This window comes from Rhizobium sp. P1_B8, from assembly GCF_056406515.1.
In genome coordinates, this window is sequence record NZ_JBFTZZ010000003.1 from 178,543 (window position 1) to 199,443 (window position 20,901).

Annotated in this window: 24 protein-coding genes and 2 pseudogenes; 15 read left to right on the plus strand and 11 right to left on the minus strand. The window is 60.2% G+C overall.

The features are described 5' to 3' along the window. Positions 1 to 66 precede the first annotated feature (66 nt). Entirely contained in the window at positions 67 to 1,167 is a 1,101-nt protein-coding gene (locus AC1D2N_RS06500) for a preprotein translocase subunit SecY (RefSeq protein WP_130729124.1), read from the minus strand. A 970-nt stretch (positions 1,168 to 2,137) separates the two neighbouring features. Here AC1D2N_RS06500 and AC1D2N_RS06505 point away from each other — a divergent pair. Beyond that, positions 2,138 to 2,350: a cold-shock protein gene (locus tag AC1D2N_RS06505; RefSeq protein WP_003540801.1), complete on the plus strand. Its 213-nt coding sequence runs from the start codon at positions 2,138 to 2,140 to the stop codon at positions 2,348 to 2,350. Between the two features lie 192 nt (positions 2,351 to 2,542). Continuing rightward, complete coding sequence (gene dusA / locus AC1D2N_RS06510) at positions 2,543 to 3,544, plus strand: tRNA dihydrouridine(20/20a) synthase DusA (protein ID WP_112903730.1); 1,002 nt, start codon at positions 2,543 to 2,545, stop codon at positions 3,542 to 3,544. 38 nt (positions 3,545 to 3,582) lie between these two features. Here the strand turns inward: dusA and AC1D2N_RS06515 are convergent. Continuing rightward, positions 3,583 to 4,540, minus strand: a pseudogene (locus AC1D2N_RS06515) (S1C family serine protease). A 628-nt stretch (positions 4,541 to 5,168) separates the two neighbouring features. Here AC1D2N_RS06515 and AC1D2N_RS06520 point away from each other — a divergent pair. The 4 genes from AC1D2N_RS06520 (at position 5,169) to AC1D2N_RS06535 (ending at position 7,015) form a co-directional block, all read left to right on the plus strand. Continuing rightward, entirely contained in the window at positions 5,169 to 6,005 is an 837-nt protein-coding gene (locus AC1D2N_RS06520) for an alpha/beta fold hydrolase (protein ID WP_112903734.1), read from the plus strand. A 104-nt stretch (positions 6,006 to 6,109) separates the two neighbouring features. After that, positions 6,110 to 6,325, plus strand: coding sequence for a hypothetical protein (locus AC1D2N_RS06525; RefSeq protein WP_028733182.1), 216 nt, complete (start codon positions 6,110 to 6,112; stop codon positions 6,323 to 6,325). After that, a complete protein-coding gene (locus tag AC1D2N_RS06530) occupies positions 6,319 to 6,609 on the plus strand; it encodes a hypothetical protein (RefSeq protein ID WP_080764096.1) in 291 nt (96 codons plus the stop codon). The genes AC1D2N_RS06525 and AC1D2N_RS06530 overlap by 7 nt, the downstream gene beginning before the upstream one ends. A 196-nt stretch (positions 6,610 to 6,805) precedes the next feature. Next, a complete protein-coding gene (locus AC1D2N_RS06535; protein WP_018242541.1) occupies positions 6,806 to 7,015 on the plus strand; it encodes a hypothetical protein in 210 nt (69 codons plus the stop codon). Positions 7,016 to 7,038: 23 nt separating this feature from the next. Here the strand turns inward: AC1D2N_RS06535 and AC1D2N_RS06540 are convergent. The 3 genes and pseudogenes from AC1D2N_RS06540 to AC1D2N_RS06550 all read right to left on the minus strand — a co-directional run bounded on the left by AC1D2N_RS06540 (position 7,039) and on the right by AC1D2N_RS06550 (position 8,317). Continuing rightward, positions 7,039 to 7,742: pseudogene (locus AC1D2N_RS06540) on the minus strand (terminase small subunit). 78 nt (positions 7,743 to 7,820) lie between these two features. After that, positions 7,821 to 8,027: a hypothetical protein gene (locus tag AC1D2N_RS06545; RefSeq protein ID WP_028733184.1), complete on the minus strand. Its 207-nt coding sequence runs from the start codon at positions 8,025 to 8,027 to the stop codon at positions 7,821 to 7,823. A gap of 77 nt (positions 8,028 to 8,104) precedes the next feature. Next, positions 8,105 to 8,317, minus strand: coding sequence for a hypothetical protein (locus AC1D2N_RS06550; RefSeq protein ID WP_018447183.1), 213 nt, complete (start codon positions 8,315 to 8,317; stop codon positions 8,105 to 8,107). Positions 8,318 to 8,781: 464 nt separating this feature from the next. On the opposite strand from AC1D2N_RS06550, the gene AC1D2N_RS06555 reads away from it, so the two are divergent. The 3 genes from AC1D2N_RS06555 (at position 8,782) to AC1D2N_RS06565 (ending at position 11,409) form a co-directional block, all read left to right on the plus strand. Further along, entirely contained in the window at positions 8,782 to 9,813 is a 1,032-nt protein-coding gene (locus AC1D2N_RS06555; RefSeq protein ID WP_047621077.1) for an acyltransferase family protein, read from the plus strand. Between the two features lie 362 nt (positions 9,814 to 10,175). Beyond that, the gene (locus tag AC1D2N_RS06560) at positions 10,176 to 10,664 is read left to right on the plus strand and encodes a BA14K family protein (RefSeq protein ID WP_477980958.1); all 489 of its coding nucleotides are present in this window, start codon (positions 10,176 to 10,178) and stop codon (positions 10,662 to 10,664) included. Positions 10,665 to 10,818: 154 nt separating this feature from the next. Further along, positions 10,819 to 11,409, plus strand: coding sequence for a GNAT family N-acetyltransferase (locus AC1D2N_RS06565; protein ID WP_130729126.1), 591 nt, complete (start codon positions 10,819 to 10,821; stop codon positions 11,407 to 11,409). A gap of 128 nt (positions 11,410 to 11,537) precedes the next feature. On the opposite strand, the gene AC1D2N_RS06570 is transcribed toward AC1D2N_RS06565, so the two are convergent. The 3 genes from AC1D2N_RS06570 to AC1D2N_RS06580 form a co-directional block, all read right to left on the minus strand. Continuing rightward, positions 11,538 to 12,437, minus strand: coding sequence for a DUF3313 domain-containing protein (locus AC1D2N_RS06570; protein WP_112903742.1), 900 nt, complete (start codon positions 12,435 to 12,437; stop codon positions 11,538 to 11,540). A 200-nt stretch (positions 12,438 to 12,637) separates the two neighbouring features. Then, entirely contained in the window at positions 12,638 to 13,993 is a 1,356-nt protein-coding gene (locus AC1D2N_RS06575; RefSeq protein ID WP_130729127.1) for a sensor histidine kinase, read from the minus strand. After that, a complete protein-coding gene (locus AC1D2N_RS06580; protein ID WP_477980961.1) occupies positions 13,990 to 14,661 on the minus strand; it encodes a response regulator transcription factor in 672 nt (223 codons plus the stop codon). The genes AC1D2N_RS06575 and AC1D2N_RS06580 overlap by 4 nt, the downstream gene beginning before the upstream one ends. Positions 14,662 to 14,801: 140 nt before the next feature. Between AC1D2N_RS06580 and AC1D2N_RS06585 the strand changes: the two genes are divergently transcribed. Then, positions 14,802 to 14,948 (plus strand): hypothetical protein, encoded by a 147-nt coding sequence (locus AC1D2N_RS06585; protein WP_018242550.1) that lies wholly within the window; start codon positions 14,802 to 14,804, stop codon positions 14,946 to 14,948. Between the two features lie 14 nt (positions 14,949 to 14,962). Here the strand turns inward: AC1D2N_RS06585 and AC1D2N_RS06590 are convergent, their stop codons facing one another. Further along, on the minus strand, positions 14,963 to 15,505 hold the full coding sequence (locus tag AC1D2N_RS06590; protein ID WP_130729128.1) for an NADPH-dependent FMN reductase: 543 nt from the start codon (positions 15,503 to 15,505) through the stop codon (positions 14,963 to 14,965). Positions 15,506 to 15,662: 157 nt separating this feature from the next. Between AC1D2N_RS06590 and AC1D2N_RS06595 the strand changes: the two genes are divergently transcribed. Genes AC1D2N_RS06595 through AC1D2N_RS06605 form a run of 3 tightly spaced genes read left to right on the plus strand, consistent with a single transcriptional unit; the run spans position 15,663 to position 18,285 of the window. Then, positions 15,663 to 16,682: an ABC transporter ATP-binding protein gene (locus AC1D2N_RS06595; RefSeq protein ID WP_113543604.1), complete on the plus strand. Its 1,020-nt coding sequence runs from the start codon at positions 15,663 to 15,665 to the stop codon at positions 16,680 to 16,682. Then, the gene (locus tag AC1D2N_RS06600; RefSeq protein WP_130729129.1) at positions 16,679 to 17,479 is read left to right on the plus strand and encodes an ABC transporter permease; all 801 of its coding nucleotides are present in this window, start codon (positions 16,679 to 16,681) and stop codon (positions 17,477 to 17,479) included. Before AC1D2N_RS06595 ends, AC1D2N_RS06600 begins: the two co-directional genes overlap by 4 nt. 2 nt (positions 17,480 to 17,481) lie before the next feature. Further along, entirely contained in the window at positions 17,482 to 18,285 is an 804-nt protein-coding gene (locus tag AC1D2N_RS06605; RefSeq protein ID WP_130716913.1) for an ABC transporter permease, read from the plus strand. A 25-nt stretch (positions 18,286 to 18,310) separates the two neighbouring features. Here AC1D2N_RS06605 and AC1D2N_RS06610 read toward each other — a convergent pair whose 3' ends face one another. Beyond that, on the minus strand, positions 18,311 to 18,832 hold the full coding sequence (locus AC1D2N_RS06610) for a winged helix-turn-helix transcriptional regulator (RefSeq protein ID WP_130729130.1): 522 nt from the start codon (positions 18,830 to 18,832) through the stop codon (positions 18,311 to 18,313). Between the two features lie 89 nt (positions 18,833 to 18,921). On the opposite strand from AC1D2N_RS06610, the gene AC1D2N_RS06615 reads away from it, so the two are divergent. Both AC1D2N_RS06615 and AC1D2N_RS06620 read left to right on the plus strand, forming a co-directional pair. Next, the gene (locus AC1D2N_RS06615) at positions 18,922 to 19,563 is read left to right on the plus strand and encodes a dihydrofolate reductase family protein (RefSeq protein WP_047621088.1); all 642 of its coding nucleotides are present in this window, start codon (positions 18,922 to 18,924) and stop codon (positions 19,561 to 19,563) included. A gap of 280 nt (positions 19,564 to 19,843) precedes the next feature. Continuing rightward, positions 19,844 to 20,047: a hypothetical protein gene (locus AC1D2N_RS06620; protein WP_047621227.1), complete on the plus strand. Its 204-nt coding sequence runs from the start codon at positions 19,844 to 19,846 to the stop codon at positions 20,045 to 20,047. A 158-nt stretch (positions 20,048 to 20,205) separates the two neighbouring features. On the opposite strand, the gene AC1D2N_RS06625 is transcribed toward AC1D2N_RS06620, so the two are convergent. Next, positions 20,206 to 20,850, minus strand: a complete 645-nt coding sequence (locus tag AC1D2N_RS06625; RefSeq protein ID WP_018242558.1) for a TetR/AcrR family transcriptional regulator — start codon at positions 20,848 to 20,850, stop codon at positions 20,206 to 20,208. Positions 20,851 to 20,901 lie beyond the last annotated feature (51 nt).

A 20,901-nucleotide genomic window follows, 5' to 3' on the forward strand; every position in this document is an offset into this window, starting at 1 on the left:
CCGAGCTGGGGGGCACGCATAGTGCCAAAGAGCAAGCGGCATAGCCTTCGGCCGTCACTCAGAAGCTCACGAGGCAGTCTGGGCCGAGACATGAGGTTCCAATGAACCTTCCACTTCAACTGTATCCCAGTTCAGAAACCCCAGAGCTGTTATCGTCAAAACGATGATGCCGATGGAGCCTGGGCTGACCGGAAGCTGAATGAATGCACTTACGAGGGCGCCGGAGACAAGCAGCAGGATCTGGATGAAGGCGATAATGCTTGCGATCGCAATCAGACGAATATTCGCCCCATTCTTGACCTCAAGTCGCCTGATATAGGCGAAAACGATCAGCGGGATCAGGATCGATGCCATTGCGAGAGCGATGATTTGCAGAGGCAACCCTTGCACCGTAGCAATAACATTTGGAGCAATGAAGGCGAAAAAGGCCAGCACATAACCTGCAGCGGTGATTGCCAGCACAGGCGGCCAGATGAGAATTTCCCTTGGCTCGATCGTCTCTTCTGCAATGGTGCCGGCCTCGTGACATGCCGACCTCCACAGGAAAGCCGTGACGACCACTGCAGCAACCGACAAGACGAGATAAACCGCGACAATCAGCCATTGCGTCGAAGGCACGGCGCCAGTTCTTGTCATTTCGACTGAAGCGATCACATTGTTTGGCAGGCTCAATAGGATCGGGATCGAGTATAACGGCCAGAGGCCGTCGCGCAGGCCTGCGATCCTTATGCGATCGGAGAGGAAGATCGTGAACGCCGTCGCGCCCACGCAGGATGCGATCGTGAGCATGGTGAAGCCAGTCATATTATCAGCGACGAGAGGTGTCGCGCCCAGGCCACCTGATATGGCGTAAGCCTGCATAGCGGCAACAGCCAGCGCGATCACTATGACGATCGCAGCTCCCAGGACGGTGTTTCGATCTTGCTCGTCCTTCTGCTTGAGCCAAGGGAAAGCAATCAATCGTGCAATTTCCGCAAGTCCCAGCGCGGCGAAGAGGGGTGTCAGTCCAAGGGCTAGGATCGATATGCGAGAGAGCATATCGGAATCGACACTGTATTTCAGGCTAGCAAAAGCCTCCAAATCGATCCCGGGAAGCGGGATATGCAAACCCAGCGCATAAACGATGCCGATCAGCGCGAAGGTGATGATCATTTGCCGCAAATCCATTCGATTTTCCCCGGATCACCGATCTTGATGAATCGCGTCTCGCTAGTGCGAACCACAGCGTTTAATCTCAAGTTGAATCATGCGAAGTCAAGAGCTGTCGGATAGGGCTCATAAGTGTCTTGCCACCAGCCCATAGCGCCGCATGATTTCCCTCTACAACGCGCGGCCCGACTGCTTGGCTAGCCGGCACTCTAGCCTGGCCGAACTCCAATCAATTCTCGTGCGGCTTCGGCCGCTCGATCCAGCCTGATCCCATCCGGCCCCCTGCCCGATCGCGTTCCGATAATCTCTGAAACTTGAGACTTCCACATCGAATTCCTGCGCGTCCTGTTCGCCCCGAGGCAGCCAGAAGCTGACGCTCGATGCCGATCATTCTTTTCGGGATCAAGGCATATGGATTCAATCTTGTATCGGTCATTCAAACGTTGCGGAGACATATCCGAATTTTCCGTACCCAGAGCCCGCCTTGGGGCAGAGTGGACCATGTCAGCACCCGCCACAACCACTCCCAGGTGTGCCCCCAATCTTGTTCGCCCGACCCCGCCTTGCCCCAAGCTACCCAACGTAAAATCCCTGCCCGCTATCGAATCCGCCCGTCATCCCGTTTCGGCACGGAATCCCACGATGGCACAGTCGGGCAAGAATCCGTTAACCCACCGTCAAGTATCTGAATCTTCGGCATTTCCCGACATCGATGCAGGTATGCCAAAAGAATCCCGCTTGCTTTTTGCCCGAAATGCTGGCACGAATTGACTTACTCGGGCATTTGCATGCCGGTGACTGGACTGATGTGGTAATCCCTTCCGTTTGGAAGGCGGCGCGGGAATACCCGCCTACGTAGACGTTCTTTCCCCGTACGTGACTTCTCCGACTGACCCTTCGTCCCAATCGATCGGGGCGAAAGCTAAAGCCGTCCGCTTCCTCTCGGGGGCGCGGATACTACACAGACTAAGGGAAAAGGACGATCCCAATGGCCACCAAGGGCACCGTAAAATTCTTCAACCAGGACAAGGGTTTTGGTTTCATCACGCCGGATGGCGGCGCAAAGGACGTTTTCGTCCATATCTCTGCGCTGCAGGCTTCTGGCATCCAGTCGCTGCGCGAAGGCCAGCAGGTTACCTTCGACACCGAGCCGGACCGCATGGGCAAGGGCCCGAAGGCCGTCAACATCTCGGCTTCGTAAGTCAGACTTCCGCTCACGCGGCATGAACGGCGCTCCGCAAGGGGCGCTGTTTCTGTTTTTGGCGTTCGATTTGTCGATCGCATCGGCAAATGTTATATGCGCGCTTATGGATGATCCCGCCCATACGGCGCTGCATCGAGGCAGCGGGGCACCGCAGTGCGGCGCCCGGGAACAACGAACGATGGAACATCTATGACGCAGAAGAGGCCAATTTTTGCGGTCGCCCCGATGATCGATTGGACGGATCGGCATTGCCGCTATTTCCACCGGCAGATCAGCCGCGAGGCGCTGCTCTATACCGAGATGGTGGTGGCCGATGCGATCATCCACGGCCCGCGCGAGCGGCTGCTCGGTCATGACGCCACCGAGCATCCGCTGGCGCTGCAACTCGGCGGATCGGACCCGGCAAAGCTTGCCGACGCGGTGCAGATCGCCGAACCCTATGGCTATGACGAGATCAACCTCAATGTCGGCTGCCCCTCCGACCGTGTGCAGTCGGGCACCTTCGGCGCCTGCCTGATGTTGACGCCGGAGACAGTGGCCGAATGCATCGCGGCGATGAAGAGGGTTGCGACCGCGCCGGTGACGATGAAATGCCGGATCGGCGTCGACGAGCAGGAGCCGGAACAGGCGCTGCCCGAGCTGATCACCCGCGTTCTGGATGCCGGCGCCGATGCGATCTGGATCCATGCGCGCAAGGCCTGGCTGAAGGGCCTGAGCCCCAAGGAAAACCGCGAAATCCCGCCGCTCGACTACGACATCGTCTACCGGATGAAACAACGCTGGCCCGATGTCTTCATCGGCATCAACGGCGGCATCCGCACGCTCGACGAGGCGGCAACCCATCTTGCCCATGTCGATGGCGTCATGCTCGGCCGCGCCGCCTATCAGAATGCCGCGATCCTTGCCGACATCGACCAGCGCTTCTTCGGTGCGCCTGCGGCCGAACCGGACTGGGAAGCGTTGCGCGATCGGATGATGGCCTATGCCGAACGCCACATCGCCAGCGGCGGCCGGCTGCAGCACGTGGCGCGCCACATGGTCGGCCTCTTCACCGGCCTGCCCGGCGCCCGCCGTTACCGCCAGATCCTGTCGACCGACGCGGCAAAAGCCGGCGCCGGGCCGGAAGTGCTGGCGGCGGCCTTTGCGGCGGTGGATTTTTCAGGGACGGAGCAGGAGGCAGTCAGCGCCTGACGTTACGTGATATCTTGTCACGGCGCCGAAGCACGGCGTCACGAGCGGGCCATCGGCAGCAAGATCTTCTTCTCGATCCGGCCCGCCACCGAGAACACCAGGATCTCCGTATCCCTGCCGATCCTGCTGCCATCCATCAATCGGACGATATCGTCGACGCCGCCGACCGGGCTGCCGTCGATGACGAGGATATAATCGCCCTCCTGCAGCCCTCCCTTTGCCGCAGGCCCCATCGGCTTCGACGCGCCGGATGCGAACGGAGGTCGTTTGTGCCGTGCCAGCGGCTAGTGCCACCCGGCGCGGCAGCACAATCGTATCGCCTGATATGCCGATGAAGGCACGCCTGACCTGGCCATAACGGAGAATCTCCGAAACCACGAAATTGGCCGTATTCGACGCCACAGCAAAGGCGATGCTCTGCGCACCTTGGATCACGGCGGTATTGACGCCGATGACCTCTCCGCCCGAAGACACCAGCGGCCCGCCTGAGTTGCCGGGATTGAGCGCCGCATCGGTCTGGATGACGTCGTCCATCAGCCGGCCGCTGGCTGCCCGCATCGACCGGCCGAGCGCCGAGACGATACCGGCGGTAACCGTCCATTCGAAGCCGAGCGGGTTTCCGATCGCGATTGCGATATGCCCCCTGCGCAGGTGCTGGGAGTCTCCGAGCTTCGCCCAGGCGCCGGTGCTTGTATTGGCGCGAATGAGGGCGATATCGGTATCCACATCCCGGCCAAGCACTCGGCCCTCGGTAACGAAGCCGTCAGGCGTGGTGACGCGAACCACCTTGGAGTCGTCGACGACGTGGTTGTTGGTGATGATCAGACCGTCAGGCGAGACAGCGAAGCCCGACCCGTGCCCTTGCCGGCCACCCACCCTCTCGATCCGGCTGACTGCCGGCCCGACGATATCGACTGCTGCAGCGATCGATTGCGAATAGGCATCGATCAGCGCCCCATCATTCTGAGGCGCTATGTCCTTATCCATGTAACCCATTATTTGATCCTCAGGCGGCAATAACGGCCGTCCCGCCGCCGGCGAAGCGGTCGCGATTGCGAAGGTTCGCCATTGTGCTGTTGTGTGAAGATTAGATGGTTGGGCTTAGACCCGCGTTCAAGTGAGCGCCGGCGGCGGTCTGCAATGCGCGCAACGCAGAGAATGCCAACACGCCTACCCGGATAGATATGCTGAACCACTCGAATAGATATCTTGAACGCACGGCCAAAAATTGGCTCATTGCAGACATTCGCCCGTCAAATCAGCTACCTTCGCTACCCATGACCAACCTGCCTGAGGAGTGCAACAGGCCGACATACCGCGGATCAAAAGAATGTTCGCTGCACGAAGCAGCCAGGCGAGGATCGCCAAAATCCCCGTCCCTTCATACGAGATGGGCGGTGCTGTGCGCCCATCGCGCAGAGACATACAAACGTCTGTCATATCAATAGAATAGAAAGAGCCATTCAATTAGCACATCAGCATATTCAGGGCCGACTTATCCCCTAAGGCGCGACCTTCTTGCCAAAGCCTCCGGCGCAATGGCGCTCGTGGCCTTGCCAATTCTGCCGGCAACGGCGCAAACTTCTGACCGCATTATTCCAACCCCAACTAATGGAGCCGAAAGATGAGCACAATCACAACCAAGGACGGCATCGAGATCTTCTACAAGGATTGGGGGCCGAAGACCGCCCAGCCGATCATGTTCCATCACGGCTGGCCGCTATGCTCCGACGACTGGGATACCCAGATGCTGTTCTTCCTTGAGAAGGGCTACCGCGTCGTCGCCCATGACCGGCGCGGCCACGGCCGCTCCACCCAGGTGGGCGACGGTCACGACATGGATCACTACGCCGCCGATGCCGCAACCGTCGTCGAGCATCTCGATCTCAGGAACACCGTCCATGTCGGCCACTCCACCGGCGGCGGCGAAGCGACCCATTATGTCGCCCGCCACGGCCAGCCGCAGGGCCGTGTCGCCAAGCTCGTCATCATCGGCGCCGTGCCGCCCATCATGGTGAAGACGGATGCCAATCCCGGCGGTTTGCCGATCGAAGTCTTCGATGGCCTGCGCAAGCAGCTCGCCGCGAATCGCGCGCAGTTTTATTACGATCTGCCGGCCGGCCCGTTCTACAGCTTCAACCGCCCGGGCGCGAAGGTCCTGGAACCGGTCATCAACAATTGGTGGCGCCAGGGCATGATCGGCGGCGCCAAAGCGCATTACGACGGCATCAAGGCCTTTTCGGAAACCGACTTCACAGAAGACCTGAAGATCATCACCGTACCGACCCTCGTCATGCACGGCGACGACGATCAGATCGTGCCGATCGCCGACTCCGCCCTGCTCTCGGCCAAGCTGCTGCAGAACGCCACGCTGAAGGTCTACGAGAAATTCCCGCACGGCATGTGCACCACTCATGCCGACATCATAAATCCCGACATCCTTGCCTTCATCAAAGGTTGATCCGTGATGTTACCGGGCGCTGACGAGGCGCCCGGTTGCCATGAACGGCTTGACATCGGCATGACCAAATTTAATCTCCACGCGGCTAAACTGGGTGAATTCCGATGCTCCGTATCAACCTGCATGCGGCAATCGCCATCGCCATGATCTCCGCCAACCCCGCCTCCGCCGCACCCTGCAGGAACGCAGCTGGCCACGCCGTCAAATGCCCGGCCAAATCGGTGCAGCAGAGGTCGATCGGCCAAAACAGCAAGCTGCAGCGGGGGAAGGTGCGAACGCACGTGACGGATACGACCGGCAGAGTGAATTATAAATGGTGACTGGCTGTTTGCCGTCCCACACCCAGGCCGCCGGGCCACGTCGATCGATTGACGGCCAGTTACGCATTTCCCATGAAACCGTTTTCGCCGCTTTGCGTTTAGCGGCCATGAAAAGAGAACGTGAACCCTCATCAAAGGCTTACCGGCAGGATCGTTTCGAAAACACCGAGCGAGCCGCCAAGGAAACCATCGAGGCGGAGCAGCGAGCCCGCCGGGAAAAAACCAAGCGGCTGAAAGAGCTGCGCCTGTCACAGCAGGGCGCCAAGGACCCCGCAACCAAGTAGATCCCACACTCGCACTATCCGATCGGCACGCCGATCGATCTCATATCCATGCCCTGCCGCCCACGCCCGCGTCTTTCCGTGCGTGCCCCGAATTCTTTTTGAATTTCGGACCTTCGCCCATCTTGCAGAGCAAACATCGCGAAATTATCTTTTTTTCACGAAAGCGATTCACGGCATCCAAAAAGGGCAAATTGCGATGTCAGACAAGCTGTTCAGCACACGGGACGAACCGCTCGCCTCCGAAGATCTGGATGTGTGCAGGCGTGTTCATGAAGCTCTCTGTAGCGGGTCAAAGATCGACAGATCAAGCAAGGAAGCCGACCGTCTGGGCGCCCTCATCATCGAGCTTTACCGCCAGGGTGTGCACGACGAAAGCCAGCTCCGATTGCTGGCCGGCGGAACGTGAGCCTGATAGCGCGAGACGTCGAGCTAGCTGCGAGTTCGACACCGCCTTTTCCCGGGCGCAGACCGAGGTCGCCTGCACGCGATCGAAGAGCGGAACCCATTTGCCGATATCTCCGGCCGTCTTGGTGCATCTGCGTGTCGGTATTGGCCGTCCGTCGCCAGCGTCGCCTCATTCCAGCAGGACATCGCCCATGAGGGCCGATTTGCCGATGCCGTGGTCGGATGCGACCGCAATCTGCAGCGGCTGAAACCGCGTTGCGGGATCGCGAATGATTGTAAAAATATCCCGTCGTTACAGAGCGAGTGATGCCGCGCCAGCATATCCAGCGCCCGCAACCGGTCCGCCCGCTTGATCTTCGCCGCATGCACCACCTCCCCCTTGCCCTTGGCCGAGGTGCCGATCTCCAGCCCCACAACGCTTACCGCCGTCCGCTCATCCCACTCCGAAGGCGCCTTCAGCGGCGCCTGGTCATCGAACACGTCACGGACATCACCAAACGCGACGTAGGCAATGGCGACAAGCACCCACTCGGCGGAAGTCTCCATCTCGGCAAGACGTGGCGCTAAGGCTCTCTCAATCTCCGCCCGCACAGCCTCATTCGCATCAAGCGATTGCCATTGGCACGCGACTTTCCGCTATACCCCGTCCGCACCGCCGCGTGCTTCGCATTCAAATCCTTCAGATATTCCGCCACATACAGGCGCTGCTTCGGCGTCAGTTCTGCCATTGGTGATCGTGCCCTCGAAGAGAGGGCGATGGTAGCGGGCGATGGTGGCAAGGTGAAAAGCGCGCCGCGGGGAAGGCCCTACGAAGCCAGACCTCTGTCCCTGTTGTAAATCTCCCCCGGAGTCGGCTCTCTGGTCACAATCGTGCCGTCGGAAAGCCGGCGACGCATGACATTGCCGTGCCAATGCCATTCTCCGGATACGCCAGCGAAAAACAGCGCACGAAGCGCCTCGACCACGCGGCTCCACACCGATGGCTTCGGACGTTGAAAACTGATCGTTGTCATTTTGTCTTTGCTCCCCTTCAAAATTATTCTCTGCCGATCGCGCACGTCACGTTTCTCTCTTCCCGGAGGGTGCCCGATCAACATGGATTGGAATGATCCAGCCGCGCCAATATGCGCAATGCCTCAATTCGATCCGGCTCCCAGAAGGTCAGCCTGAGCCGGCCTACATCCGAATCCAGGGAGAACGCCTCGCGGGCCAGCCCGATCTCGGCAAGCCTCATGCGTATGGAGTCGAGATCGGTCATGCCACCCAGCGGCTCCATGATGATGTATTGCGTCGGTTGCGCCATGTGGAAGACCCTTATCTCAGAGTATTTGCCGGCGTACGAAAACAGAAACAGCAACACGGCTCAAGGAAAGTCTTAATATCTGGTTACCAAACGAAGTTAAGACTTCGTTACACATGAGGTTGACCGCCGTATTAATATTGAACATCGGAAACCGCTCTATGATTTCAAGAGAGATTGCTATGGCGTCAACGTCCTTCGATGACATCCAATGACGATATCCCTGGCACCCGTGTCAGACCCCGGCCCGCGCCAGCCTCTCGCTCAGCGCCTCCCAGCCCGTTGATTTCCCCTGTCGTTATAGAGCGAGTAGTGCTGCGCCAGCGGCCTGCTGTGTAGCTCTAGCAAATCAGCCGGTAGCGATGCGCTGCAGGAGTAATTTGACATTGCAATTTTCGAAGAGCTTTATTATCGCCACCAAGGAAACGTCCTGTATCTTTTGTGAGATTTAAGCATCGGGGTGTCGATTGCGGGAGCCTCAGCTAGACGGATTACGAGCGATTGCACTTCTGTCAGTGTTTTATTCTCATTTCTGGCAAGAAAGCTCGAACCTTGGCCACATCGGAGTTCGGTTCTTCTTTGTGTTGAGCGGATTCCTCATCACAAACATTCTGTTAGACGTCAAGGGACACGATAATCACACGGCTGGTATAACTGTGTTCTTCGCGCGAAGAGCAGCGAGAATTTGGCCACCCTACTTCCTGACGCTGGGATTTTGTTGGCTGGCAGCAGGCCCGTTACGTCTCCCGATGATGCAGGAGTCGTTGCCGTGGCATGCATTGTTCCTCTCCAACATCTGGTATGCAACGCACGGGTCCGAGCCTTGGGCGCTAGGGCACCTTTGGACACTTGCAGTCGAAGAGCAATTCTACCTGATTTGGCCTTTTGTGATCCTGGCGTTGCCGTCCCGTCATTTTCTGAAATTATGCGGCGCACTTGTTTCCTGCACCGTACTCTACCGCGTTTGCGCATTTGCCCTCGGCAAGGTTGATGAAGCCAATGCGCTGCCTTTCGATTCAATCGATGCTTTGGCGGCCGGTGCCGCTTTGTCGTTCCTGTCTGCAGAAGGGTGGAGCGCTCCGCGATGGCTCCTCTGGTTGTCAGTACCGGTCGGTTTGGCTGGATCTATCATGCAAATCGCTTTTGACTTGGGAAACCTCGTTCAATGGGTCGTCCTCGAGGCCGCCCTCGTCTTGCCGCTGGCCGCAATCGTGGCAGTGGCCTCAAAAGGGCAGTTTCTCAAAATCCTTGCGAACAGATCTCTCAGCGGCTTGGGCCGGATCAGCTACGGCGCCTATCTCTTCCATCTTCCGGTCTGGGCGGTTCTTTTTGCATTGAGCGCCCGTTTTGGCGTCGGTGACTTCTTCTCGCGCGGCCCGCTTACGATGCTCGTCGCTGGATCGTTATCCGTACTCACCGCTTTGGTATCGTGGATCATGGTGGAGCGCCCAGTGATGGCTTGGTCGAAAAGGCTGACGAGCCGGCTGGCTGCCGCATGATCGGATAGCCGAAGGGCCAGGCGTATGCCCGACGGATGGTGTCGCACGCTGGTGCCATCAATGTCGCGCTTTCGACGCACATGCCGCCCCCCGAACGAGCCGTCCGACATTGAGCTCCGATAAGAGTAAAGTTCGTCTGCGCCGCGTCGTCGGTGCGATCTTCTCAGACATTCCCGCCCATTGGCGGTGGCGAAGCTGTCCAGCGTTTTAGGACCGGTCGGTTCCTGACGTCCGGTAGTGGTGCACAGGCCTATTATGTTAGCAAAAACGCACATACGCCGCCTCATTCCATCCCAAAATGAAACCTATTCCCTTCCGCTGCGTTACCCCCTCGATACATCCGTTGACCCAAGGTGAGTAAAATGAACAGATTCGCCATCATTGCCCTGTCGATAGCGACGGCCTTCTCCGGAATGCCGGCCTCGGCAGGCCCGGCCTTCGTGCCGAGCCCGGTCCAATCGGCGGCGCAGCCGGTACCAGGAAATACCGGTGCCCGCATCATGACCGTCGGCTGCAATAACTTCACAAACTGCCCGGGTCAGTTCGGTAATAATCGCAGGTGGTATCGCAACCGTCACCACTACCGCGACCGGGATTATTATCGCGACGACCGTTACGGCTCGTATCGACGCTACGATCGCGGCTGGCGCCATAATGACAACACCGGCGCCATCATAGGCGGTCTGGCGGCCGGCGCCCTCATCGACGGCATCATTGCCTCGCAGCCGCGGGCCTATACCTCGCAAGGGTACAGCTCACATGCCGATTATTGCTACTCCCGCTATCGGTCCTACCGCGCCTATGACAATACCTACCAGCCGAACTACGGCCCGCGCCGCCAGTGCCGCTAGTCTGACCTATCCATCAGAGCAAGCCTCGCATGAAATGCGGGGCTTTTTTGATGGCCGAAAGCCCGTTGCACGGCTTCCAATCGCCAGTGGGGCGTGTTTGTCTGCGCGAGTGGGGGGCGCACACTTGGTTAGGCGACGCGAACCTAGGTGCTAGATGACGTCTGGAGAAACAGCAAAGTCCGCCGGCCGCGTCGTCCTGCTGCAGCCGGATCTGGAAAACCTGTCGGGTTTCGAAGCGGCGCTTGCCGCCGGCTGGTCTCCCGATCCGCGCCGCGCGGGCGATGAGGCCCATGTTCACGGCGAGCTTCAGCGGCTGCGCCAGAACAGATTAGGGTTTCTCCACGATCTCATTCCTGATGGTAGACAGCGGGCTGGATCCGGATCGCCGCCTCTCACCACCCGTCTGTTCTGGATCTGGGACGGCGAATTCTGCGGCAGCATCAGCCTCCGCTTTCAAGCGGGCACCGAGGAGCTGCCGCCCGAGGTGTCTGGCCATGTGGGATATTCCGTCGTACCGTGGAAACAGCGCAATGGCCACGCGACCACCGCGCTGAGCCTTCTGATGGCTGTGGCATCGAAGGAAGGCCTCGACCGCCTGGTCGTCCTCTGCAACGAGGACAACGACGCCTCGCGGCGGGTGATCGAGCGCAATGGCGGCGAATTGTTCATACGCGGCCCGCATCCCTCCGACAGGCCCGATCAGATCAAACTGTATTTCTGGCTGAGGCCCGGAACCGCCAGCTGAAATGAAGCGCGACGGAATTCCAGACGGACGGAGCACAGGCCTTGCCCGCCTTTGCTCCGTCCGTCCCGTCAGCCTGGGGCGGGCTGAGTGCTGGTCGCGGGGCAGTCGGCGCCGCCGCACATCGTCTCTCAATAGGTCGCGGCCGGTTTCGGCTTCTTCTCGGTCCATTGCGGCGGCGCGCCGTATTTGGCAGCCACAGCCCCCATCAGTCCGGGCGGTCGGCCGAAGGCGTCGCAGGCGGCGTATTTCGGTTTTCCGCCGAGCCACGATTTCATCCGCTGCCCCGATGGCAGCGAGATATCCAATCCCTTCGGCTCCTTGCCTTTGATCAGCATGCGGGAAAACTCGCTGCTGAATTTCGAAGCCAGGCTATAGGCGTCGCCGACTTCGGAAACGCGGGGGTTGTTCTGCAGCGAGTTTGCCCCGCGCGACCAGACGATGGCCGCCCGCTGCACGCCACCGCTGTCGACGGCTTCCGCCTCGACCGCCAGTCCGCCCAGGCCGGCCGGCAGCCGCGGCACGCCGACCGGCAGCACGAAACCGGTGCCGACGGTCACGACGGTCGAAACACCGGCCATCGCCTTGTTGGTCGGCACAATGTCGGTGACGACCGAGCGGATTGTCAGGTCCGCCGGCTGGCCGGCTGAGACCAGCTGATATTTGTCGCTGAGCGAAATGCAGAGCGCCCGGTCCAGCGCGTTCGCCACCATCACGCGGTCGGCGTCCGATTTGACGCGGGTCGCGGCGTTGAAGGCGAAGGTCGTCGGCACGATGCTCACCGTCTTTGCCGGGCTAAGGCGCGTCCCATCGACATAGACGCGCGATTTCGACAGCTTGCCCTTCGGCGCGCCGAGATTGCCATAGGAAGAAAGCGTGCCGGCCTCCTTCAGTGGCACCGAGCTGCAACCGGCCGCGGCCATGGCGAGCGCCAAGGGCAGTGCGAGAGACAAGCCTCTCGACGCCAATGGGAAGGAAAATGGGAATGGATTGCTGCGCACGCTGTCTGGCCTCCGTCGCCGATAGCGCATAACCCCGAAAATCGAAATCGATTTTCGGAAAGGATCATGCGCAGTTTAAAGTGCTAGAGCGTCCTAGCGCGTCTTGTCGGACGCGCGGCGCTCTAGTGTCGGGCGAAAGTGGCGGTCGACAATTGCCGCAACATTACAGATCGCTTCCTAGAGCCTTTCCTGATCAGAACCAAGGTGGATTCTACTCAAGCAGGCCTGACCTATGCGAGTTCGATCGTCACCCGCGTTCCGGCAGCACTGCTCTCGATGCTGACCTCGCCGCCATGGTTTGCGGCGACCTGTTTGACGAGGCTGAGGCCGAGACCGGCGCCCCTGCTTTTCGGGGTGACGCGATAAAAGGGCTCGAACACCAGCTCTCGATTTTCGGCCGGAATACCCGGCCCTTCGTCGGCGACACTGATCCGGCCGCCGCCGGAAGGCGAGCGCGATACCGAAACCGTGATCATCCCCCTGTTGCCGCCGTGGTCGATGGCGTTGCGCACCAAGTTGCTCATCGCCCGCGGCAGGGCGGAAGGGCTGCCCCGGCGTTCAAGGCTCTCCGCCTCGCATAGAAATGAGATTTGATAGCCGTCGGCAATCGCCAGCGGCGCGAGATCGGCAACGACCGTTCGGGCGACTTCGACGAGATCGATCGTTTCGTGCAGATCGATCGCCTGATTGTTACGCTCGAAATCGAGCAGTTGTTCGGCAGTCTCGGCGAGGCGCGCGACGTCCTCGAGCAATCGCCTGCGGTCCTGGCCCTCGGGTGTTCCGTCGATCCGCGTCTGCATGATCGCGATCGGCGTCCTGAGTTCATGCGCGGCATCGATAAGGAAGTGTTGCCGTTTGCGGAATTCATTTTCCAGCCGGTCAAGCGCCTCGTTGAAGGCAATCACCAGCGGGGCCACCTCCTTGGGGATGCCGTCCAGAGGCAGGCGTGCATCGTAGCGGCGAGGTTCGATCTCCGATGCCTTGCGGGCAACCTCGCTGACACTGGCCAGGGCACGCCTGACAATTCGCGGAACGGCAAGAAAAACCGCCGGCAAGGCGACGGTGAGCAGCGAGACATAGATCGGATAGACGGCGCCCATAAGGACAAGAACGGGCCAACCCTTGTCGGCGACGCCGCCAAACAGAACTCGGAGCTCGCCTATGGCAGTCTCCACGTTTTCAACGGACGCGATCTCGTTGGTGCCGACCGATCCCCTGATGTCTGCGCCCTGGAACAAATGGGTGAGATGCGCAAGTTCACTATAGGCTGCAGGAATGGCGCCATAGGATACCGAAGAACCGTTCGTCGTGGCGGCGACATACCAAAGCCCGTCATACTGCTCCTTGAGCGACGCCAGCTCTGGCGTATCTCGTATTTCAAGCTGGCCCTGCGCATCGAGCGCGACGGCCCGGGCCAGTACCGCGGTGACATGATCCTCCAGCGCGACGTTGGGAGAAAGGATCGTCGCACCATAAACACAGAGACCGAAGATCACCGCCGCCACCACGGCGACGAAGACAATGCTGAGTTGCCAGCTCAGCCGCCACCAAAGCGACGGATTGGTGAATTGCGCCTTGGTCATCATTCTTCCTTCATGAGGTAACCGACGCCGCGAATATTATGGATCGCGACGCCGGCGCCGGCATCGATCAGCCGCTTGCGCAGCCGCGATATATGCGCGTCGAGCGCGTTCGACTGGATTTCCTCTTCGTAGTTGTAGACAGCCGCTTCCAGCGTCGAGCGCAGCACGGTCTTCTCCTTGCGCCTTGCGAGTGCCGCCAGCACCAGAAGTTCGCGCCGGGGCAGGTCCAGCGGCACGGCATCGACGGTGACGCTCAGATGCAGCGGGTCGATCACCATCCGTCCGGCAGTGATCTTGAGTTCGGCCAGTTCAGGCGATCGCCGCAGCACGGCTCTCAACCGCGCCATCAGCTCCTCGACCAGGAACGGCTTGCCGAGATAGTCGTCGGCCCCGAGGTCGAGGCCTTCAATCCGCTCCTTCGGTTCGTTGCGCGCCGTCAGCACGATGATCGGCGTATCCTTGCCCGTCCGCCTGAGTTCCGGAATGAAGCTCAGCCCCTCCCCGTCAGGCAGGCGCCGGTCAAGCAGGATCGCATCGTAGAGGTTCTGCCGCGTCAACTCGACGGCGTCTGCCAGATGCATCGTGTGGTCGGTGACGATCCCATGTTTGCCGAGCGCGGCCGACAGCGCCTCGGCCAGCTCCCTCTCATCCTCTATCATTAGTATCCGCATCGCCCGTCCATTGTTTCGCTCTCCCCCTCTGTCCGCCACAAGGGTTGCGGCAGCATTGCGGAGCTTGCAAGGCAGCCGGTCATGCTGCTGCAATTGTTGAGGTCCAGCACAAAGAATATTCGCGGCAGCTGGAGATCAAGATGATCCGACCTATCCTTCGTCTCCTGACGAGACACTTCCTCTCCGCCTTCATCCTCGCCGCACTGCTCGCAGCCCCACTCGTCATTCTGCACACGCTTCACGACAAATCGGCGTTCGAGAGCGGCCTTCTGATGGAGGTTCGATGATGGAGAGGCGAGCCTCAGGCAGTCTCGGCGTCTGCCCTGCAATAGGCCGAGAATGCGTGAAGATAGGCCTGCACCCTGGAACGGTTCTCCGCTGTCTCGATGCTTCGAAGCACCTCGGCTGGATCCAGTTTCATCAAAGGGAGCCGGAGGAAGATATCCTCCGCGAAACGGTCGGTGATGGTCGCAAGAACGGTGCGAAGACCTGCCAGCATGTCATCACCTCGATGCGAGGCGTGCAGCAAGGCGATCGGCTTATGAACGATCTCATCTCCCGATACGAGCCAGTCGATCGCATTCTTGAGGCCGCCGGGTATGGATCGCACATATTCCGGGCTGGCAATGATCACCCCGTCGCTCTTGGCGATCACATCTATGAAATCCCGCACCGCCTCCGGTAGAGATTCTCCCTCGAGGTCAGGCGAGAATACCGGCAACCGTCCGACGCCATCGAAGATCGAAAGCTCGATATCACTGGGCGCTATGGCACGGATCGCCCGCAGCATAGCCGTATTGGTGGAATTGAGCCGGGCGCTGCCGGATATTGCGAGAATCCTCATGATCTTAACAGGAATCGATTGATCATGTCTGTCAACGCAAAAGGCCAGGTTCGATTGAGTAACGCGAAAAAAGCGACTTTTGCTTGAACTGGCCGAACCCCGCGTTAGCCTGGATGCTGCTGCCGAATCGGCTGGAATTACCCTCGAGGAAATACACATGACGGCTTTGATCGAGGCACGGGGCGTCAGCAAACGCTTCCGGCAGCACAAGCGATTTCCGGGCTTGCTGGGCGCGCTGAAGACGTTGGTGACCAACGAATATACGGAAGTCCTGGCCGTTTCCGACATTGGTTTCGACATCGCGGCGGGCGAAGCCGTTGGCTATCTCGGCCCCAATGGCGCCGGCAAATCCACGATGATCAAGATGATGACTGGCATCCTGGTGCCGAGCGCCGGCACGCTCTCGGTGCTCGGCCGGACGCCGCATCTCAAGCGGATGGACAATGCGCGCGAGATCGGCGTTGTCTTCGGCCAACGCAGCCAGCTGTGGTGGGACCTGCCGTTGGTCGACAGTTTTACCTTGCACCAGCGCATCTATGATATCCCCGTCGCGCGTTATGCGGATAATCTCCGGCGATTCAGCGAATTGCTCGACTTGACGCCCTTTCTCGACCGCGCGGTGCGCCAGCTGAGCCTCGGTCAGCGCATGCGCGCCGAGATAGTGATGTCACTGCTGCACGACCCCAAGATCCTCTTTCTGGACGAACCGACCATCGGTCTTGATGTGGTCGCCAAGGATGCGGTTCGGCGCTTTCTCGCCGAGATCAACCGCGAGCGCGGCGTCACCATCATTCTCACCACCCATGACCTGCAGGACATCGAGACCATCTGCCCGCGGCTGATCATGGTCGATCACAGCAGGCTTATCTTCGACGGCGAGTTGAAGAGCCTGCGCGCGGCATTGGGCTCTGCCCGGCGGCTGACACTCGAATTTGCCAGTGACCCTGGACCGCTGCCATTGCGCACCGCGGCTCTCGTCAGCGACGAGGGCTTGCGCAAGAACTATCTCATCGAGCGTGAAGACATCTCGCTGGTCGCAGTCCTGTCGGAGGTCGGCAGCGGCCGCGACCTCAAGGACGTGGCGCTGCACGAGCCCGACATCGAAGAGGTCATCCGCACCTTCTACCAGCGCCGCAACGCCGCCCAGCGTAGCAATGCCAAGGCCCAGGCATCATGAGCGCCTATTTCGCCTTCGCACGCAGTTCCTTCCATTCGCAACTCGCCTACCGCAACGGAGTATGGGCCAATATCTTCGGCAAACTCGTGCAGGTTTTCGCGCGTGTCGCCATCTGGCAGGCGGCCTATTCCGGCGTCGGCGCAATCGTGGTCGACGGGGTCTCCCTGCAGCAGATGGTGACCTATGCGCTGCTCGGCGGCGCTGTGATGGGCGCAACCCGCCCCGAAAGGATCATCGGCGAGATCGGCCGGTCGCTCAAAACAGGCGATGTCGCAGTCTGGCTGCTCAAGCCCTTATCCTATCCGCTCTATCTCTTCGCCAACGAATGCGGCAGCTTTGGTTATCGCCTGATGACCCAGGTCATTCCGACCGTCGCCTTCACCGCGTTGTTTTACGGCATGCTGCCGCCGGCAAGCCTGTTCGATGGCCTGATGTTCATCGCCTTCTGGGCGCTATCCTTTACGCTGCTGTTCCTGATGTCGGCGCTCTTCGGCCTCGTCGCCTTCTGGCTGATGACAAGCTTCTCGCTGGACTGGATCCTGGGCGCCCTTCTGCAATTGTTCTCGGGCCTGCTGATACCGTTCTGGTTCTTCCCCGAACCGCTGGCTGCGATTGCCCGCCACCTGCCCTTCGCCTGGGTGGTCTATTATCCCAATGCCGTCTATCTCGGCAGGCTTTCTACCGCCGATGTCTGGCTCCATCTCGGCCTGGGCCTTGCCTGGGCCGCGTTGTTCCTTGCCGGCGTCCTCTGGCTGTGGCGCCGGGCCTCCGGCCGCATCACCGTGCAGGGAGGTTGATCGTGCTCATACATCACCTGCGCGTCCTTCCGCTGCTGGTCCGGATGCATGTCCGCTCCCAGATGGAATATCGCGGCGCCTTCTGGCTCGACCGTCTTGCGCAGATCCTTTCCTATGGCAGCGTCTTCGCCACCATCGGCATCCTGCTCGCCCGCTTCGACACGCTTGGCGGCTGGACCTGGCCGGAGCTTGCGCTGCTGTTCAGCTTCCAGTTGCTGGCTTATTCGCTCGGCGCCGCGATGAGTTTCGTGCAACTGCGCGATCTCGAAGAACTGGTGCGGCTCGGCACTTTCGACACACTGTTGGTCAAGCCTTTCAGCCCCTGGGCCTATCTGGTCTTTTCCGGCCTCAATATCGGCTATACCGGCCACGTCATCCTCGCGGTGGTGCTGATGGGCTGGGCGGTCCTGTCCGTCGACTTCGCCTGGTCGGTCTGGTCCGTGTCGTTCCTCGTTGCTGCGCTCATCAGCGCAACGCTGCTGACCGCTGCCCTTATTACCATGATCGGCGCCACGGCGCTGATCTGGGTACGCTCCAACCACCTGTTCTCGATCTTCTTCGGCTTTTGGGAATTGACGCGCTACCCGCTCAACATTTTCCCCGGCGGCATACAAACCATCCTCATAACCGCGGTTCCGCTCGCCCTGACCAGTTCCGTCCCTGTCGGCGCCCTGCTCGGCAAGCCCATCCCGATCCTCGGGAATTGGGCCGGGCCAGCATCTCTTGTGGCCGGCCCAATTTGGGTGTTGATAGCAATCGCTCATTGGCGCTACGCCACAGGCAAATACCAGGGCGCCGGAGGCTGATCGGGCTGACTACTTTCCTGTATATTCAGAATGCCTGTGACAACGATCTCGCGCGAACCTCTAGGAATGCCGCCGTCAGCTTCGCCAGTACGGGCGAGATGCATGTTCCGTTGGCGCCACCGATCGGATCGACGATGTGGATCTGCCTGAGATCGTCCATGAACTCGTCCCAGAGCGGCGGCCCGCCTTCTTCGAGAAGCTGCGCGCGGATGCTCAGTTCCTCGCTCACAGGTAGATGGCGCCGCCCCCAAGCGCCGATCATGGCGAAGACGGGAACGAGCTGAATCGCCGGCTCCAGGAGGCTGTAGATCGCTTTCTGACTGTGGCTCGGATCGTCCCGCTTGCTGATGAACCCTAGCGAAAGCAGACGCTTCAGCCTGGCGGCGAGAATGTTGGAGGCGATCCCCTCCTCCGAATGAGTCAGAAGATCGCGGAAATGGCGGCGATTGCCAAACATGATGTCCCTGATGATGATGAGGCTCCACCGATCGCCCAGCACTTCCATCGTCAGGTTGATCGGGCAACCCGACCGCAGTTCGATATCCACGATATTCTCCTATTAAAAACTGGTTGCAATATAGGATCACTTATGCGACAACGCAACCAGTTTCAAATTGCAATCATATGGAGGAGAGCATGCCCAAGGTTCGTGTCGCAGCATTTTCCCTTTCCGTAGATGGTTTCGGCGCCGGGCCGGAGCAAAGCATGAGCGATCCGCTGGGCAAGCGGGGGACGGAGATGTTCGAATGGTTTTTCCGCACCCGCACCTTCCGCGCGATGATCGGAAAGGACGGCGGTTCTGAAGGCGTTGACGAGGATTATGCGGCTCGCGGCATGGCCAATTTCGGCGCCTTCATTCTCGGGCGCAACATGTTCGGCCCCATCCGCGGCGAGTGGCCGGATGACGCCTGGAAAGGCTGGTGGGGACCGAACCCGCCCTATCACGCGCCGACCTATATCCTGTCGCATTATCCCCGCGAACCGATCGTCATGGAGGGCGGCACGACGTTTCACTTCGTCACCGGCGGCATCGAGGAAGCGCTTGACAAGGCGGTGGCTGCGGCCGGCGACAAGGACGTGAAAATCGGTGGCGGCGTCAGCACCGTCCGCCAATATCTGCAGGCTGGCCTGATCGACGAATTGCATTTCGCCATCTCGCCGGTCGTCCTCGGCAAGGGCGAAGCGATGTTCACGGGCATCGACCTACCGGCCCTCGGCTTCCGTGTTGCCGAGCATGTCGCAACCGAACACGCCACGCATATCGTGCTCGCGAAATAAACGCGCCCCGGTCGGTATCCTAGGCGCGTCCAGATGGAATACCTCGGCCGCATCGAAGGCGTCCGCAACATCAAGACGAAAATCCCATTGCAGAAGATCAAACAATCCTGGCAGGTGACCCGCTCACGGCCGCCTGCCGGGATCGTTCGGCTGTCACCAAGCCGTGTCAAAATGGCCGTGGTATTGCCGCGGAATGAGCGTAGAGTAAACGCCATCGGAACATCGACACGACCGCTTGAGAGACCATAGGTGCTCTTGCCGCTTCATGGAGGGTACGAAGATGCTCCTGTCGCTCATCTCGCTCAATGATGATGAAATAACCATCGTCACCGATGCCGTTCGGCAATGGTGCTGCGAGAGGAAGCTCGACATCGACAGCATCGAAGGACGCCACGCCATCACCGTCGCCGTCGATCTCGTCCAGATGAACACCGACTGCGACAGGCTTTTTGCCGCGCTGTCGAAGCAACTGGACCACCAGTAGGACCTACTCCATCCATTGAGGCACCATAGCATTCTGCGATGACAGGCGCTGGAATGCAGCGCTTTCGCTTGCCATCCCCTCACACCGCCACCTCGCGCCAGCGCCCCGGAGTACCAGGGTGTTGGGAGCACCGGGCCCAATGGAGCGCAGCCGGAACATCATGCCCCGTCCCGGCCAGCCCCAAGCTGTTCGAGGTAGGCACAGAACATATCGGCCATGGCGTCGGCATAGGCGTCGATCTCGGCAGCGCTTCGGGGTGCCTCCGAGAACTGCTTGCCCACCGTGCCGAGCGTCGTGGTGATCAGGTCGCCGGCAAGGGTCCGGGTCGCCTCCGGCGCGTAGGGTAAAGCCTCCTGCATGAATAGCTCGACGATGCGGTCCCCCGATGCCCTCGCCGCCTGCGCCTCCGGCGCATCGCGATAAAGGGGTGCTGCGTCATGGAGCGCCACACGCATCGCCGCCTCCTCGCACTCCGAGCGGAGGAAGGCATGGACGAGGCGGCGCAGCCGTTCGAGCGGCGGCCTTTGCGCATCGGCGAGGATGCCGCCGAGCATGTCCGTTGTCTGCCGCCATTCGTCGCTCTGCAGCCGGAAGAGGATCGCCGCCTTGTTGGGGAAATACTGGTAGAGCGATCCGATGCTGACGCCCGCCCTTTCGGCCACCCGCGCCGTGGTGAAGCGTTGCGCGCCTTCCCGCGCCAAAACCTGAGCAGCGGCATCCAGGATCGCCGCCACGAGTTCCGCCGAGCGGGCCTGCTTGGGCTGTTTTCGCGAGGAAATCCGGGCTCTTGGGCGATCGGTCATGGCAGCGCTCCGCAATGCGAATAGCAGATGCGACGAATTACTCGTATTTTT

What these genes read in the sequence shown, in the direction of transcription:
- AC1D2N_RS06500 (WP_130729124.1), bottom strand. Translation starts at nt 1,167, where the DNA reads ATGGATTTGCGGCAAATGATCATCACCTTCGCGCTGATCGGCATCGTT.
- AC1D2N_RS06505 (WP_003540801.1), top strand. Translation starts at nt 2,138, where the DNA reads ATGGCCACCAAGGGCACCGTAAAATTCTTCAACCAGGACAAGGGTTTT.
- dusA (WP_112903730.1), top strand. Translation starts at nt 2,543, where the DNA reads ATGACGCAGAAGAGGCCAATTTTTGCGGTCGCCCCGATGATCGATTGG.
- AC1D2N_RS06520 (WP_112903734.1), top strand. Translation starts at nt 5,169, where the DNA reads ATGAGCACAATCACAACCAAGGACGGCATCGAGATCTTCTACAAGGAT.
- AC1D2N_RS06525 (WP_028733182.1), top strand. Translation starts at nt 6,110, where the DNA reads ATGCTCCGTATCAACCTGCATGCGGCAATCGCCATCGCCATGATCTCC.
- AC1D2N_RS06530 (WP_080764096.1), top strand. Translation starts at nt 6,319, where the DNA reads ATGGTGACTGGCTGTTTGCCGTCCCACACCCAGGCCGCCGGGCCACGT.
- AC1D2N_RS06535 (WP_018242541.1), top strand. Translation starts at nt 6,806, where the DNA reads ATGTCAGACAAGCTGTTCAGCACACGGGACGAACCGCTCGCCTCCGAA.
- AC1D2N_RS06545 (WP_028733184.1), bottom strand. Translation starts at nt 8,027, where the DNA reads ATGACAACGATCAGTTTTCAACGTCCGAAGCCATCGGTGTGGAGCCGC.
- AC1D2N_RS06550 (WP_018447183.1), bottom strand. Translation starts at nt 8,317, where the DNA reads ATGGCGCAACCGACGCAATACATCATCATGGAGCCGCTGGGTGGCATG.
- AC1D2N_RS06560 (WP_477980958.1), top strand. Translation starts at nt 10,176, where the DNA reads ATGAACAGATTCGCCATCATTGCCCTGTCGATAGCGACGGCCTTCTCC.
- AC1D2N_RS06565 (WP_130729126.1), top strand. Translation starts at nt 10,819, where the DNA reads ATGACGTCTGGAGAAACAGCAAAGTCCGCCGGCCGCGTCGTCCTGCTG.
- AC1D2N_RS06570 (WP_112903742.1), bottom strand. Translation starts at nt 12,437, where the DNA reads ATGCGCTATCGGCGACGGAGGCCAGACAGCGTGCGCAGCAATCCATTC.
- AC1D2N_RS06575 (WP_130729127.1), bottom strand. Translation starts at nt 13,993, where the DNA reads ATGATGACCAAGGCGCAATTCACCAATCCGTCGCTTTGGTGGCGGCTG.
- AC1D2N_RS06580 (WP_477980961.1), bottom strand. Translation starts at nt 14,661, where the DNA reads ATGCGGATACTAATGATAGAGGATGAGAGGGAGCTGGCCGAGGCGCTG.
- AC1D2N_RS06585 (WP_018242550.1), top strand. Translation starts at nt 14,802, where the DNA reads ATGATCCGACCTATCCTTCGTCTCCTGACGAGACACTTCCTCTCCGCC.
- AC1D2N_RS06590 (WP_130729128.1), bottom strand. Translation starts at nt 15,505, where the DNA reads ATGAGGATTCTCGCAATATCCGGCAGCGCCCGGCTCAATTCCACCAAT.
- AC1D2N_RS06595 (WP_113543604.1), top strand. Translation starts at nt 15,663, where the DNA reads ATGACGGCTTTGATCGAGGCACGGGGCGTCAGCAAACGCTTCCGGCAG.
- AC1D2N_RS06600 (WP_130729129.1), top strand. Translation starts at nt 16,679, where the DNA reads ATGAGCGCCTATTTCGCCTTCGCACGCAGTTCCTTCCATTCGCAACTC.
- AC1D2N_RS06615 (WP_047621088.1), top strand. Translation starts at nt 18,922, where the DNA reads ATGCCCAAGGTTCGTGTCGCAGCATTTTCCCTTTCCGTAGATGGTTTC.
- AC1D2N_RS06620 (WP_047621227.1), top strand. Translation starts at nt 19,844, where the DNA reads ATGCTCCTGTCGCTCATCTCGCTCAATGATGATGAAATAACCATCGTC.
- AC1D2N_RS06625 (WP_018242558.1), bottom strand. Translation starts at nt 20,850, where the DNA reads ATGACCGATCGCCCAAGAGCCCGGATTTCCTCGCGAAAACAGCCCAAG.